This is a genomic window from Rhodopila sp., assembly GCF_965277165.1.
GTDB lineage: Bacteria > Pseudomonadota > Alphaproteobacteria > Acetobacterales > Acetobacteraceae > Rhodopila.
Genome location: NZ_CBDICE010000006.1, coordinates 690894 through 705047 on the forward strand (window position 1 = coordinate 690894; position 14154 = coordinate 705047).

General features: G+C 65.0%; 11 protein-coding genes. 6 read left to right on the forward strand and 5 right to left on the reverse strand.

All coding sequences use genetic code 11. The features are described 5' to 3' along the window. From ACQY4Y_RS14840 to ACQY4Y_RS14850, 3 genes are all read right to left on the reverse strand, one after another. A complete protein-coding gene (locus ACQY4Y_RS14840; protein ID WP_428491377.1) occupies nucleotides 1–1563 on the reverse strand; it encodes a glucan biosynthesis protein in 1563 nt (520 codons plus the stop codon). Nucleotides 1564–1676: 113 nt separating this feature from the next. Further along, a complete protein-coding gene (locus ACQY4Y_RS14845; RefSeq protein ID WP_428491378.1) occupies nucleotides 1677–2255 on the reverse strand; it encodes a YqaA family protein in 579 nt (192 codons plus the stop codon). A gap of 97 nt (nucleotides 2256–2352) precedes the next feature. Beyond that, nucleotides 2353–3963 carry an AMP-binding protein gene (locus ACQY4Y_RS14850; RefSeq protein ID WP_428491379.1) on the reverse strand — a complete coding sequence of 537 codons (1611 nt, stop codon included), beginning with the start codon at nucleotides 3961–3963 and terminating at the stop codon, nucleotides 2353–2355. A gap of 216 nt (nucleotides 3964–4179) precedes the next feature. Here ACQY4Y_RS14850 and ACQY4Y_RS14855 point away from each other — a divergent pair, with 216 nt between their 5' ends. After that, nucleotides 4180–5865, forward strand: coding sequence for a thiamine pyrophosphate-dependent enzyme (locus ACQY4Y_RS14855; RefSeq protein WP_428491380.1), 1686 nt, complete (start codon nucleotides 4180–4182; stop codon nucleotides 5863–5865). A gap of 194 nt (nucleotides 5866–6059) precedes the next feature. Here the strand turns inward: ACQY4Y_RS14855 and ACQY4Y_RS14860 are convergent, their stop codons facing one another. Then, complete coding sequence (locus ACQY4Y_RS14860; protein ID WP_428491381.1) at nucleotides 6060–7358, reverse strand: MFS transporter; 1299 nt, start codon at nucleotides 7356–7358, stop codon at nucleotides 6060–6062. A gap of 255 nt (nucleotides 7359–7613) precedes the next feature. Between ACQY4Y_RS14860 and ACQY4Y_RS14865 the strand changes: the two genes are divergently transcribed. The 5 genes from ACQY4Y_RS14865 (at nucleotide 7614) to ACQY4Y_RS14885 (ending at nucleotide 13052) form a co-directional block, all read left to right on the forward strand. Continuing rightward, nucleotides 7614–8504: a VOC family protein gene (locus ACQY4Y_RS14865; protein WP_428491382.1), complete on the forward strand. Its 891-nt coding sequence runs from the start codon at nucleotides 7614–7616 to the stop codon at nucleotides 8502–8504. Between the two features lie 165 nt (nucleotides 8505–8669). Then, nucleotides 8670–9470 carry a hypothetical protein gene (locus ACQY4Y_RS14870; RefSeq protein WP_428491383.1) on the forward strand — a complete coding sequence of 267 codons (801 nt, stop codon included), beginning with the start codon at nucleotides 8670–8672 and terminating at the stop codon, nucleotides 9468–9470. Nucleotides 9471–9639: 169 nt separating this feature from the next. After that, entirely contained in the window at nucleotides 9640–11316 is a 1677-nt protein-coding gene (locus ACQY4Y_RS14875; RefSeq protein WP_428491384.1) for an AMP-binding protein, read from the forward strand. 16 nt (nucleotides 11317–11332) lie between these two features. Next, the gene (locus ACQY4Y_RS14880) at nucleotides 11333–12118 is read left to right on the forward strand and encodes a fumarylacetoacetate hydrolase family protein (protein WP_428491385.1); all 786 of its coding nucleotides are present in this window, start codon (nucleotides 11333–11335) and stop codon (nucleotides 12116–12118) included. Between the two features lie 118 nt (nucleotides 12119–12236). Continuing rightward, nucleotides 12237–13052: an HpcH/HpaI aldolase family protein gene (locus ACQY4Y_RS14885; protein ID WP_428491386.1), complete on the forward strand. Its 816-nt coding sequence runs from the start codon at nucleotides 12237–12239 to the stop codon at nucleotides 13050–13052. On the opposite strand, the gene ACQY4Y_RS14890 is transcribed toward ACQY4Y_RS14885, so the two are convergent. Then, nucleotides 13012–14091, reverse strand: coding sequence for an NAD-dependent epimerase/dehydratase family protein (locus tag ACQY4Y_RS14890; protein ID WP_428491387.1), 1080 nt, complete (start codon nucleotides 14089–14091; stop codon nucleotides 13012–13014). The genes ACQY4Y_RS14885 and ACQY4Y_RS14890 overlap by 41 nt on opposite strands. Between the last annotated feature and the right edge of the window lie 63 nt (nucleotides 14092–14154).

Genomic DNA, 14154 nt, shown 5'->3' on the forward strand with positions numbered 1-14154 from the left:
TCAGCCTTGGGTCCAGCGATAGATCCAGGTCTCGGTCAGCGGTTGATCGGCCTGCATCAGCTTGGCGTGCAGTTCCACCAACTTGTTGTCCTGGGTATCGAGTTCGATGCTGACCCGCCAACCGCTGACATCGGGGTTGGGTTGTGTCACGGCGCTGACGATCTTGCCCTTGTCGCTGCCGACATCGAGCGCCGGTGGGGCTTCGGGGTTGAGGGATTTCAGTGAGTCGCCGACGAAATCGATGATGAATTGACGGTGTTTCTGGTCGAACGACAGCCCGCAGCGGGTTTGCAGGGTCTGCGCCAGTCTGACCTCGCCGGGTGGTGCCCAGCACCAGTGCAGCCGATAGCTTCCCAGATACTCGCCCTTGGCCCTGAGCGGGTCGTGCGGGCGCCAGAATGCCACCATGTTGTCGTTGACCTCGCGGTCGCTGGGGATTTCCACCAGTTCCACGACGCCCTGGCCCCAGTCGCCGATCGGCTCGACCCAAAGTGTAGGGCGTTTCTCGTAGCGGCTTTGCAGGTCCTGATAGTCGATGAAGGCGCGTTTGCGCTGGGCCAGGCCGAAGCCGCGCGGGCTGGTGTCGGCGAAGGCGCTGATCTGCAGGTCGCGCGGGTTGGCGAGCGGGCGCCACAGCGCCTCGTCATGGCCGGTGCGGATCTGCAGGCCGTTGGAATCGTGAACCGCGGCGCGCCAGTCGTCGAAGCGCATGTGGTCGTTGGCATCGAACAGGAACATGCTGGTCAGCGGTGCCAGGCCGGCCTGGGTGATGTCGGTGCGCGGATAGATCGCCGTTTCGGTGTCGAACACGGTGTCGTTGCCGGGGCGGATGGTGAAGCGGAACGCGGCGGTCGTGCTGGGGCTGTCGAGCAGCGCGTGGATGACGATGATGTCGGCGCCCGGCGCCGGGCGTTCCAGCCAGAACGAGCGGAACACCGGGAACTCCTCGCCGCTGGAATCGGCGGTCTTGATTGCCAGTCCGCGTGCCGAGAGCCCGTATCCCTGACCTTTCGCCACCGCCCGGAAGTAGCTGGCGCCGAGGAAGGCGCATAGTTCGTCGGAGCCATTCGGATGGTTCAGGGGGTACTGGATGCGGAACCCGGCGAAACCGAGGTCGCCGGTGCTGGGGGCCAGCTTTTCGAAGCTGAACATATCCGAGCTGTAGGGGATCGGTTCGGCCTTGCCGTCGGCGACCTGGAAGATGTTGACGCGGTCATGATAGATGTAGCCACGGTGGAAGAACTGGGCGGTGAACTTGCGCCCCTGTCCGTGCCATAGCGCCTTTGCCGGATCGAAGCGGATGCCCTGGTAGGTGTCGTAATCCAGCGTCTTGAACGGCGCCGGCAAGGTGCTGTCGGGAGCCTTGTAGGGCTGCAGCGAAAGTTGGCGCGCCATGTTGCGCACCGTGGCGCCGTCGAACGGCGTAGCGGTGGGCGGCGTAGCGGTGGGCGGCGTAGCGGCGGCCGGCGTGGCTGCGGGCGCCGGATCGGCGGCGGCGGCATGATGGGCGGCGGAGACGACCGGCAAGGATGCGCCGGCGGCGAGGAAAACGCGACGAAGCAAAGGTAACCTCCGAACGGATGGGCGGTATGGATAGGGGCACAACGGTGCTGAATTGTGGCGCTATGGCGCACATGGGGTCGCCTCGTCGCGCGGTGGCTTGCAGGAACTTCGGCTTACAGGAATTTCAGGGCCATGAAGCCGCCGATCACCCCGATTGCCAGGGCACTTGTCACCAGGGTGAGCCATTTCTCGATAAAGTGGCGAACCGCGTCGCCGAAGAAATGCAGCAGGGTCGCCACCAGGAAAAACCGCGCGCCTCGGGTCAGCAGGCTGGCGGTCATGAACAACCAGAAATCGAAGCCGGCGGCGCCGGCGGCTATTGTAACGATTTTGTAAGGGATTGGTGTCAGGCCCTTTATCAGGATGATCCACAGTCCGTATTCCTGGAATCTAGCCTGGAATACCTGGTAGGCCGGGCCATAGCCGTAGAGGTGCAGGATCGGCTGTGCGACCCGGTCGAACACGGCGAACCCGATCAGGTAACCCAGCGCGCCGCCGATGACGCTGGCCACGGTGCAGATCGCGGCGAACCGCCAGGCGGACCGCGGCTTGGCCAGCGCCATCGGCACCAGCAGGGCATCCGGCGGGATCGGAAAAAAACTGGCCTCGGCGAAGGCGATCAGCGCCAGCCACCAGTCCGCGTAGGGCGAGGCGGCGAGAATCATGACGCGGTTGTAGAATCTGCGCAGCATGGGTGGGCCTTAGCAGTCGGGGCCGAGCGGGTCACGCACTCGTTGCGGATCGTGGTGCGCTTGCGGGACGTTCGGTGCAAGAACCAAATGGGGGAAACTATCGCAGCCGGAAGCGCTGGATCTTGCCGGTCTGGGTTTTCGGCAGGGCGGGGACGAACACCACCGAACGGGGATACTTATAGGGAGCGATCGCGGCCTTGACATGGTTCTGCAGCCGTAATCGGGTGGCGTCATTCGGCGGTATGCCGTCGGTCAGCACCACGTGAGCCTGCACGATCTGGCCGCGGTCGGCGTCGGCGATGCCGATCACGGCGCATTCGTTGACCTCGGGCGCGGACAGCAGTGCGGCTTCGACCTCTGGGCCGGCGATGTTGTAGCCGGCCGAAACGATCATATCGTCCGAGCGGGCGGCGAAATGGAAGCTTCCGGATGCGTCGCGCACGAAGGAGTCCCCGGTCAGGTTCCATCCGTCGCGGACATAGATGCGCTGGCGAGGGTCGGCGAGGTAACGGCACCCGGTCGGGCCGCGCACCGCCAGGTGACCGACGGTGCCGTCGGGGACGTCGGTCATGTCGTCGTCCACGACGCGGGCTTGATAGCCGGTGACTGGGCGCCCGGTGGACCCTGGCACCAGATCGTTGATCCGGTTGGTGATGAAGATGTGCAGCAGCTCGGTGGCGCCGATGCCGTCCAGGATGGGTTTGCCGGTCTGGCGCAGCCATTGGTGGAAGATCGGCGCCGGCAGGGTTTCGCCGGCCGACACGGCGATGCGCAGCGATGACAGGTCAGCGCCTTCGTCCATTGCCTGCAGCATCGCTCGGTAGGCGGTCGGCGCGGTGAAGCTGATGGTCGCACGGTAGGTCTGGATGATGTCGATCATGTTCGGCGGCGAGGCATGTTCCAGCAGGGTTGCCGCGGCGCCGAAGCGCAGCGGGAAGATCGCCAGTCCGCCGAGTCCGAAGGTGAACGCCAGCGGCGGCGAGCCGACGAACACGTCCTGTGGGGTGACCCCGAGCACTTCGCTTGCGTAACCGTCGGCGACGATGAGCAGGTCGCGGTGGAAGTGCATCGTCGCCTTTGGCTCGCCGGTTGTGCCGGAGGTGAAGCCAAGCAATGCGACGTCGTCGCGTCCGGTCGGCACCGCGTCGAACCGCACCGGCTTGCCAAGAGCGACGCGGTCGAGTTCGGCGTCGTGGTTGGCGGTGCCGTCGAAGCCGACGACGGTTTTGAGGAACGCGCTGTGCTTGGCGCAGTCGACCAGTTCGTCCATCAGGCGGGTGTCGCAGAGCGCGAGGCCGATCTCGGCCTTGTCGACGATCTTGGCCAGTTCGCCAGCGCGCAGCATGGGCATGGTGTTGACCACCACGGCGCCGGCCTTGGTGGCGGCGAGCCAGCAGGCCACCATCGCCGGATTGTTAGCCGAGCGGATCAGGATCCGGTTGCCGGGAACGATGGCGTAGTCCTGGACGAGGGCGCGGGCGATGCGGTTGGTCCAGTCGGTCAGTTCCTTGTAGGTGCGGTGGCGTCCGTTGCCGATCAGCGCGGTGTTGTCGCCGAAGCCCTTGGCGACCATGGCGTCGGTCAACTCGACGGCGGCGTTCAGTTGTTCGGGGTAGCTGAAACCATCGAGCGGCAGTTCCGGCCATTGGTCCGGCGGCGGCAGGCGGTCGCGGGTGAAGCTATCGGCGTGGGCGGAGAATCCCAGCATGGTGCGTTCCAGGCGCCAGCCAGCGGCGGGAAGTCCGCCGCGGCCGTGCCGGGCGCAGATTGCCGCGTCACGGCGCCTGCGGCAATGAGTAGGGTCGCCGCCGGGCTTGTCCGCGGGAAAATCGCGGTCCTATATGGCGCCAAGTCGGGGACGTCTTGTCGGCAAAGCCAGGTGCCGGCTGAAGCAGAGCGCCCTGCCAACGGAGACGCAGCCACGATGCCCACCACTGTTGCCCGCCTGCTGGCGGATAGTCTTGAAGCGCATGACATCGACCAGATCTTCTGCGTGCCGGGGGAGAGCTATGTCGGTCTGACCAGCGTGCTGAGCGAGCGCAACTCGATCCGGATGATCGTTTGCCGGCACGAGGGCGGGGCCGGGTTCATGGCGGTGGCCGATGGGCGGCTGCGCAGCCGGGCGGGGGTCTGCATCGTGTCGCGCGGGCCGGGGCTGTCGAACGCGATGGTGTCGCTGCACTCGGCGTTTCATGACGCGACGCCGTTGGTGATGCTGGTGGGGCAGGTCGAGCGCCGCGATTTCGGGCGGCTTGCGTTGCAGGAGCAGAACTACTCCAAGTTGCTGTCCGACGTCACCAAGAGCGTCATCGAGGTCAACGAACCGGAGCAGGCGTCGGAGGCGATCGCGCGGGCGTTCCACCTCGCCGAGAGCGGAACGCCGGGTCCGGTGGCGGTGATCCTGCCGGAGGATATTTTCGACCAGCCGACCGACGCGGAACTGAACCTGCCTCGGCCCCGGGTGGTCGCGGGACCTCGGGCGCAGGACCTGGAGCGGCTGGCCGAGATGCTGGCGCAGGCGGAGCGGCCGCTGATCCTGGCGGGCGGGGCGCTGTTGGCGGACAGTTTGTACGATCGGGCGGTTTATGCCGATCTGCGGCGGCTTTCGGAGCATTGGGTGCTGCCGATCAATCCGACCCATCGGCGGCCGCAGTTGTTCGATGCTCGGCATCCGAATTATGGCGGCTACATGGGCATTCGGGTGCCTCCGGCGCTGATCGCGGAGATGAAGAAGGCCGACCTGATCGTCGCGCTGGGGGAGCGGCTGAGCGACACTGTCAGCCAGTCCTATAGCTTTCCGGCGGCGCCTCAGCCGCAGCTTCCGCTGGTGCATATCTGGCCGGACCCGAACGAGGTTGGCCGGGTCTGGCGCGCCGATCTTGGCATGCCGTGCGATCCGTATGAGGTGGTGAAGAGCCTGCTGGCGCTGAAGACTCCAGTCGACGCGGGTAAGCGTCGCGGCTGGGTCGATGGGTTGCACAAGATTCATCTGTCGTTGCTGGAGAAGACCTGGGAGCCGACCACCGACGGGGTCAACTTCGCGGCCGTGGTCTGCGAGATCGACAAGCATCTGGCGGATGACGCGGTGGTCACCTCGGACGCGGGGAATTTTGGGTCGTTTCTGCATCGGTATATCGGTTTCAAGCCGGGGCAGGAGTTTCTGTCGTCAGTGGTGGGGGCGATGGGGTCCGGCGTGCCCATGGCGGTTGCCGGATGTTTGCGCCGGCCGGGGCGGCAGGTCGTCGCGTTCGTGGGTGACGGCGGCGCGCTGATGATGGGCAACGAGATCGCCACGGCGTGTCAATACGGCGGCAATCCGATCGTGGTGATCTCTGATAATTCCATGTACGGAACGATAGGTATGCACAGCTATGTGCGCTATCCGGACCGCAAGTTCATGGAGGCGACGCGGTTGACCAACCCCGACTTTGCCGCGTGGGGGCGGTCGTTCGGGGCGGAGGGAGTCACGATCCGCGAGGAGTCCGAGGTTGCCGAGGGTGTTGCCCGGGCGTTCGCGGTGAAGACCCGGCCGGTGGTGTTGCACTGCCTGACCTCGGCAGTGCAGATGAGCGCATGGCGGCGGTTTCAGGGTGATGGGGCGCTGGCGTAGGGCATGTCCGGTCCGAAGGTCCCAACACGGCGGCCAAAACGATATTCGATGGCGCCCTTTCCATATTTCGTTCGGCCGAGGCTGTCAGCCAAATCCTCCATACCGTTGACGCCGGATGATAGTAACGCGTTGCAGCGGTCCGATGTCCGTCCGGGACGACACTAAAGCACAGCGACGCCCCCGAGGGGTTGGCCTTACTGGGCTGCCGCCACCTCGACGCCGACCCGGCGTGGGATGTGCAATCCCACGGCGCAGATCACCATGCTGGCGCCGGTGAAGGCGGCAAGGCCGTAAAGGCCGCCGGAGAAGCTGCCGGTCTCGGCCTTCAGCCAGCCGACGATCGCCGGTCCCAGGGCGCCGCCGATATTGCCGAAGGCGTTGATGAAGGCGAGGCCGCTGGCCGTCGCGGCGCCGGTCAGCAACATCGTTGGCATCGCCCAGAACGGGCCTTTCGTGCCGTAAAAGCCGGTGGTTGCGAGACATATACCGAACAGCGACCACCAGGTGCCTATGGTGGCTCCGGCGATCACCAGGCCCAGTGTCGACATCGCGCAGGTCAGGAACAGCAGCCAGCGGCGGTCGCGCAGGCGGTCGGACAGCCAGCCGAAGCCGAACATCGAAATCGCACCGCAGACATAGGCCAGGCTGGTGACGTAGCCGACGCCCATGTTGGTCGCACCCAACGCCTTGATGATCTGCGGCACGAACAGCAGGAGCCCGAGACTGGCGGTGACGATCCCCAGATAGTTCAGCGAGAGTAGCAGGATTTTCGGATTGGTCATCGATTGCAGGATATTGAACTTGCCGCCGCTCTCGACCGCGCGGCGCTCGGTTTCCATGGTGCCGGCGAGCCAGTTCCGCTCCGGTTCGGTCAACCAGCTTGCCTGCGCCGGCCTGTCGGTCATCGCGGCCAGGACGAAGCAGCCGATGATGACGGTGGGGAGAGCCTCCAGGATGTAGATCCACTGCCAGCCCTTCAGGCCGAGCACGCCGTCCATGCCGAGAATGGCGGTGGAGATCGGGGCGCCGAGGGCGACCGAGACCGGCAGAGCCAGGGTGAAGGCGCTGATGATGCGGGCACGATGGCCGTCGGGGAACCAATAGGTGAACAGCAGCAACACGCCGGGAAACAGTCCGGCCTCGCCGGCGCCGAGCAGGAAGCGGATGACCAGGAAGCTGGACGGTCCCCAGACGACGGCGGTGAGGGCTGAAATGAGGCCCCAGGAGATCATGATGCGTGCCAGCCAGAGCCGCGCGCCGACCCGGTCCATGACCAGGTTGCTGGGCACCTCGAACAGCACGTAGCCGAGGTAGAACGCACTGGAGCTGAGCCCGTAGGTCCAGGCGTCGAGACCGATGTCCTTGTTCATGGTCAGGGCGGCGAAGCCGACGTTGATGCGGTCGATGTAGCAAAGCAAGTAAAGCAGCATGGTGAGCGGAAGAATGCGCAGGTAAACCTTGCGCATCGCCGACGTCTCGATCGCACTATCCATCGATGTTGCCTCCCGGGCATGAGTTGCGGCTTGTGGGGAACGCCGCGCTTAGGCCGCAAAGTGTTGCGTATTTCGCCAGCTTTGCAAACGACGGTGCCGGGACCTGGTGATCGGCGCCCGGCATCACCGCTCGACCCGGGCCGGCGCTGTGGCGGGCGTGCGGTGGCGGGATGGACCGGACGACCCGCCAGGGATAGGATGCGGATTGAGATTGAACGCAGATCCTTGAACACAGACCGAGGGGAGACCATCGAGATGGACACCAATGTCGCCACCCCGACTTTCGACCGGACCACCGAAGACCTAGGCAACATCGTCGAGTTAGGCCACGTGAATGTGCGGGTGCCGGATCAGAGCAAGGCGATCGCTTACTATCTGATGGGTCTCGGCCTTACGCGTGACCCGTATCTGATGGCTGGGCTGGACAACATGTGGGTCAATGTCGGCCGCGGCCAGTTCCATCTGCCGACGCGCGGCGCCGACGTGGTGCGCGGCACCACCGCCCTGGTGATGCCCGACCTTGAGGCGCTGTTGAAACGTCTGGACTCAACAAAGAAATATTTGGAAGGCACCAAATTCAGCTTCCGCGAGGCGGGCGACACGGTGGAAACGGTGTGTCCCTGGGGTAACCGCATCCGGGTGCACGCGCCTGATGCGGCGCGCTTCGCTGCTATGCGCGTCGGCATGCCGTATGTCGAATTCGATATCCCCTCGGGCACCGATCTGGCGGCGATCGCCAAGTTCTACGTCGAGATCCTCGGTGCCATCGCCGGTGTCGCCAGTGACGACCGGGGTCCTTACGCCTGGGCGCGCACATCGGCGGAGAGCCAGGTGATCTACCGTGAGACCATCGCGCCGCTGCCGGAGTTCGACGGCCACCACATCCAGATCACCCTGGTGGACTTCTCCGGCCCGCACCAGAAACTGCTGGAGCGCGGCCTGATCAGCGAGGAAAGTGACCAGCACCAATATCGTTTCCTCGATATCGTCGATGTCGACAGCAACAAGCCACTGTTCCGCATCGAGCACGAGACCCGCAGCATGCGTCATCCGATGTTCGGCCGCACCTTCATCAACCGCAACCCAGACATGACCAACCGCAATTTCGTTCCGGGCTACGAAGTCGGTTTGTGGGCGCTGAACTGAGGTCTGCGAACTGAGGGCTGGACGATCGGCAGCGTGATGTCCGGCGCGGCGTGATGGCTGGCCGGGCGTGACTTGGCTGCGGGTCGTGTGGTCGGGCGTCGCGTGGCCTGGTCGGCAGGATGGTGACGGTCAGCATCCAAGGCAATCGAAGCGGAGCATCCGATCATGGCGCTGGAGCCGTATCACGTCGTAGCGGTCAATACCTCGAAGGCGTCGGAGAACAAAATTCATGACGACGCCACCGCGCGGCGGTTCGGCTTCAAAGCCGGCTTCGTCGGTGGCGTCAACGTCTATGCGTTCATGACTCACCTGCCGGTGCGGCAGTGGGGTGTCGACTGGCTGCAACGCGGCACCGGGGAGGCGAAGTTCGCCAAGCCGGTCTATGCCGATGCCGCGGCCGAGGTTGCCGGCGTGGCGGATGCCGACGGGCTGGCCCTGACCGTTCACAGCGAGGGCATCCTGTGTGCGACCGGGCGGGCGGCGCTGGCGTCGAAGCTGCCTCCGGCGCCGGTGCTGGGCGACTTCAAATCCGTGCCGGTGCGCACCGAGCGTGCCGTGGCCGATGAGGCAAGCCTCAGGATTGGTGACTGGTTGGGGATGATTCCGCAGCCGGTCACTGCGGCGTCGCACGCGCAGGACCTGGCCGACATCGGTGAAACCGATCCGATCTACGCGCGGGAGCAGATCGTCCATCCCGTCACGATCATGCGGTGCTGTAACTGGGCGCTGAGTCATAACGTCATGCTACCAGCGTGGATGCACATGGGCAGCGACGTCCGCAACCTGGGCCTGGCGCGGGTCGGGGACACGCTGACCGCGCGCGGGCGGATCACCAAGAACTACGAGCACAAGGGCCACAAATGGGTCGAACTCGACGTCATGGTGGTGGCCAATGAGACGACACCGATCATCCGGGCGAGCCACATCGCGATCTACCGCCCGCGACAGGTAGCCGAGGCGGCGTAGCCGCCAATTCTGGCGGCGTTCAAGACCACAGGCGCCGCTGCGCGGTCGCCCGTGAGGCGAGTTGACCGGCCAGGGAGGACCGCTCTGGTGGGTGGTTCCCCGGTTGTAACGCGGCCGCCGCATACGCATTATGCCGGCAAACAACAATGCCGCTTCCGGGAGCAGACCAATGACCGACGCCGCGCCCAGTTACCTGCACGGCGCCTCTGACCAGCCGATGCTCGGCGACACGATCGGGGTGCATTTCGACCGCACCGTCGCGCGCCACGGCGCTCGTCCGGCGCTGATCGCTCGCCAGCAGGGGATTAACTGGACGTGGTCGGAATTGGCGGCCCGGGTCGAGGCCTTTGCCGCCGGGCTAGTGGCGTTGGGACTGCGGCCGGGCGAGCGCGTCGGCATCTGGTCGCCGAACAATGCCGAGTGGATCATCACCCAGTATGCCACCGCCAAGGCCGGGTTGATCCTGGTCAACATCAATCCGGCCTATCGGCTGACCGAGGTGGAGTACGCGCTGAACAAGGTCGGCTGCCAGGCGCTGATCACCGCGACGCGGTTCAAGACCAGCGATTATGTCGGTATTATCAACACTTTGGCGCCTGAACTTCGCTCGGCGCGGCAGGGTTCGTTACATGCGGCCAGGCTGCCCGCATTGCGCTCGGTGATCCAGATCGGTGGCGACGACCCCGGTTGCTTTCGGTTCGATCAGATCGCCGAACTGGGGCGGGACGCCGACCGGCAGCGGTTGCGGGACCTGGCCCCGCTGTTGCAATTCGACGATCCGATCAACATCCAATTCACCTCGGGCACCACCGGATTGCCCAAGGGCGCCACGCTGACCCACCATAACATCCTGAATAACGGCTTCTTCATCGGCGAGGTGATGCGTTACGGCGAGCAGGACGCGGTCTGTATCCCGGTGCCGATGTATCATTGCTTCGGCATGGTGATCGGGTCGCTGGCCTGCATGACTCACGGCGCCGCCATTGTCTTCCCAAGCGAGGGTTTCGATCCACTGGCGACCCTGCAGGCGGTCGCCGAGTACCGCTGCACGTCGCTCTATGGGGTGCCGACGATGTTCATCGCCGAGCTGGATCATGCTGATTTTGCGAAATATGATCTGAGCAGCCTGCGCACCGGCATGATGGCGGGGTCGCCGTGTCCGGTGGAGGTGATGCGGCGGGCGATCCGCGACATGCACCTGAGCGAGATGACCATCGGCTACGGCATGACCGAGACCAGTCCGGTCAGCACCCAGACCCGGATCGGCGATACGCTGGAAAAACAGGTTGGCACGGTTGGTCGCCCGCACGCGCACGTGGAGATCAAGATCATCGACAGCGATGGCCGTATCGCGGCTCGTGGCCTCACCGGCGAATTGTGCACCCGCGGCTACCCGGTGATGCTGGGCTACTGGGACGAACCGGAACGCACCGCGGAGGCGATCGACAGCGCCGGGTGGATGCACACCGGGGATCTGGCGACAATGGACCAGGACGGCTACTGCGCCATTGTCGGGCGCATCAAGGACCTGGTGATCCGTGGCGGGGAAAACATCTATCCGCGTGAAATTGAAGAATTCCTGTATCGCCATCCGGCGATCGTCGAGGTTCAGGTGTTCGGCGTTCCCGACCCGCGGTTCGGTGAGGAACTCTGCGCCTGGGTGAAGCCGCGGGCCGGGGAGACCCTGACCGAGGACGAGGTCAAGGCCTTCTGCAAGGACCAGATCGCGCATTACAAGATCCCGCGCTACGTCCGGTTTGTCGATGAATTCCCGATGACCGTAACCGGGAAAATGCAAAAATATCTGATGCGTGAGACGATGATTGAAGAACTAGGTTTAACCTGAGATTGGAGGAAATCAGATGCGCTGGGCACGCTTCGACCAAAATGGCTCGCCATGTTACGCGGTTGTCGAGGGCGACACCGTCATTCCGGTTCGCGGCTCTCCGTTCGAGGCGTGGGAGCGCAGCGGGCAGCGGCTGAAACTGGCCGACGTGCGGTTGCTGGTGCCGGTGGTGCCGCCGACGTTCTACGCGGCCGGGATGAACTACCCCGAACATGTGCGTGAAGTTGCGGAAAAGGTGGGGCAGAAGCCCAACCTGCCGGCGCGGGCCGATGTCGGTTATCGTGCCAACAACGCGCTGATCGCGCAGGGCGAGGCGATCGTGATTCCGGCCGATGCGACCGACCAGGTTCAGTACGAGGGTGAACTGGTGGTGGTGATTGGCCGCAAGTGCAAGGGCCTGACGCGGGACAACGCTTTATCCGCGGTGCTGGGCTACAGCATCGGCAACGACGTCAGCGAGCGTACTTGGCAGAAGGCGGACCGCACCCTGTGGCGGGCGAAGAACACCGACACCTTCAAGCCGATGGGGCCGTGGATCGAGACCGAGGTGAAGCTCGAGGACCTGGTGACCAAGGTCAGGCTGAACGGCGAGCAGCGGATCGCCTTCCCGACCAACCATATGATCTTCGGTGTCGTCGACTTCCTGGTGAACATGACGACGTCCCTGACGCTGTATCCGGGCGACGTGGTGTGGATGGGCACCGAGGGGGCGACCGCCAACATGCAGCATGGTGACCGGATCGAGGTCGAGATCAGCGGCATCGGCACGCTGAGCAATCCGGTCGTGCGGCAGGGGAAGTGACGGCCCCGATCTGATCGTTCCGGGTCGGCTGGTGAAGCCGGCAGCGGCGGTGCCTGTGGATGCCGCGATGCCGGATTGCGACGCTGAAGTCCATAACGTCGGAGAAGGTGGATCAACTATGCAAGCAGCGACCGGCGGCAACCTCGCCAAGCAGAAGCTCGCGGCCAACGACCTGGTGCTGTGTTTCGGGGTCAACCAGTTGCGCACCCCGAACATCGCGATGATGGCGGCGGCCTGCGGCTTCGATGCACTCTACATCGACCTTGAACACAATCCGACATCGCTGGAAACCGCTTCCGGCATCTGTGTCGCCGCGATGGGACTGGGCATCACTCCGATCGCTCGGGTGTCGTCGCATGATCCGCATGATTCCACCCGCATCCTGGACTGCGGTGCGCAAGGCGTGATGGTGCCGCACGTCAACACCGCCGCCGAGGCGCGCGCGATCGTCGAGGCCTGCCGGTTCGCCCCGTCTGGCCACCGTTCCGCCGCCGGAACCGTGCCATCACTGGGCTATGCGCAACTGTCGCAGCCGGATATCTGCCGCCGGCTGAATCAGGAGACCCTGCTGATCGCCATGATCGAGACCCCAGAGGCAGTGGCCAACGCCGAGGCCATCGCCGCGGTCGAGGGCATCGACACGCTGCATATTGGGTCCACCGATCTGTCCACCGAGATGGGGATTCCCGGCGACTACCGGCACGAGCGGATGCGCGATGCCTATGAGGCCATCGCTCGCGCCGCCAGGACGCACGGCAAGTCGATGGGCGTCGGCGGGGTGCGCCAGGATGTCGAATTCCAGTCCTGGCTGCTTGGACTGGGTGTTCGCTACCTGACCAGCGGGTCCGACACGCTGTATATCCTGAGCGGCGGGCGGGCGGATGTGGCGCAGATCAGGGCGGTGGCAGCAGCCGCTGGTGCTGGAACAGCTTGAACCATTTACGAAACATAAGCTCGGTGTCCATGACTTCGTGAAATCCGGCTTGCCTGAGCTTGATCGTCGAAACGATTGCCGGTGATCCCGGTTCGGTGTGCCCATAGCGCATCTGGTAGTCGGCGTACTCCAGTGACAGGCCGACGAAATCGGCCAGCGCGGGGGACAGCAGCGCGTGGCGCTGACGGACGCTGTCCCAGTCGGCGCTGCCCAGCGACTGCAGCAGGAACGGCTCGTCAGGGCCGGGCTGCATGCCGACCGCCTCGGCGATCGCCGGCCAGATATTGGGCCAACTGAAGACGTCGCCGTTGGTGACGTTGAAGGTCTGGTCTCGCGCCGCGTCGGCGTCACCAGCCCAGGCGATCGCGCGCGCCAGCAGGTCGGCATCGACCGCCTGGCTGACCCGTTCGGCACCGCCCGGATAGGGCAGGATCGGGCCGCGCTGGCGCATCACCGCGGCATGCGCCCCCAGCGCCGGGATCAGGTTCATCGCCCCGCCGATCGCCTCGCCGATGATGAGCACCGGGCGCAGGATAGTGAAGCACCAGGTCCTCGCCGCGCGGACGCCGCGCAGATAATCTTCTTGCGCCCAATAGAAGTTGGGCTGTTCGCGCATGTCGGACCGGCCTTCGCGGGCCGGCACCGCGAGCGGGCGGACGTGCACCCCGTAAGCCTTGGTGCCCTGCAGCAGGGTCACATGCCGCAGGCCGGTGGCCGCCTTTAGCAGCGGATCCAGCAGGTTGCTCAGCATCCGGCCGTTGGTTTCGATCTGGCGGTCGTCGCGCCATCCGTCGACCAGGCCGGGCAGTTCGAACAAGGCGGCATAGACCAGGTGGGTGACGTGCGACAGGGATGCCGCCGCATCCCGACAGGCGGCGGCATCGGTCAGATCCAGGGTGACGTGCCGCGCCTTGATCCCCGGCGGCGAGCGCCGCGACAGGGCAATCACCTCACAGTCCGGTGCCTGAGAGAAGTGCTTGAGCGCGGCATATCCCACAAGCCCGGTGGCCCCGGCCACCAGCACGGTCTTTTGCGCCATGGTGTTCATACTCCGGAGCACAGATTACCACTGCCGGGCGCCGCGACACCATTGTCCCCGGTG

Excerpts from the sequence above, each read along its gene's own strand:
- ACQY4Y_RS14845 (WP_428491378.1), bottom strand. The coding sequence starts at position 2,255 with ATGCTGCGCAGATTCTACAACCGCGTCATGATTCTCGCCGCCTCGCCC.
- ACQY4Y_RS14850 (WP_428491379.1), bottom strand. The coding sequence starts at position 3,963 with ATGCTGGGATTCTCCGCCCACGCCGATAGCTTCACCCGCGACCGCCTG.
- ACQY4Y_RS14855 (WP_428491380.1), top strand. The coding sequence starts at position 4,180 with ATGCCCACCACTGTTGCCCGCCTGCTGGCGGATAGTCTTGAAGCGCAT.
- ACQY4Y_RS14860 (WP_428491381.1), bottom strand. The coding sequence starts at position 7,358 with ATGGATAGTGCGATCGAGACGTCGGCGATGCGCAAGGTTTACCTGCGC.
- ACQY4Y_RS14865 (WP_428491382.1), top strand. The coding sequence starts at position 7,614 with ATGGACACCAATGTCGCCACCCCGACTTTCGACCGGACCACCGAAGAC.
- ACQY4Y_RS14870 (WP_428491383.1), top strand. The coding sequence starts at position 8,670 with ATGGCGCTGGAGCCGTATCACGTCGTAGCGGTCAATACCTCGAAGGCG.
- ACQY4Y_RS14875 (WP_428491384.1), top strand. The coding sequence starts at position 9,640 with ATGACCGACGCCGCGCCCAGTTACCTGCACGGCGCCTCTGACCAGCCG.
- ACQY4Y_RS14880 (WP_428491385.1), top strand. The coding sequence starts at position 11,333 with ATGCGCTGGGCACGCTTCGACCAAAATGGCTCGCCATGTTACGCGGTT.
- ACQY4Y_RS14885 (WP_428491386.1), top strand. The coding sequence starts at position 12,237 with ATGCAAGCAGCGACCGGCGGCAACCTCGCCAAGCAGAAGCTCGCGGCC.
- ACQY4Y_RS14890 (WP_428491387.1), bottom strand. The coding sequence starts at position 14,091 with ATGGCGCAAAAGACCGTGCTGGTGGCCGGGGCCACCGGGCTTGTGGGA.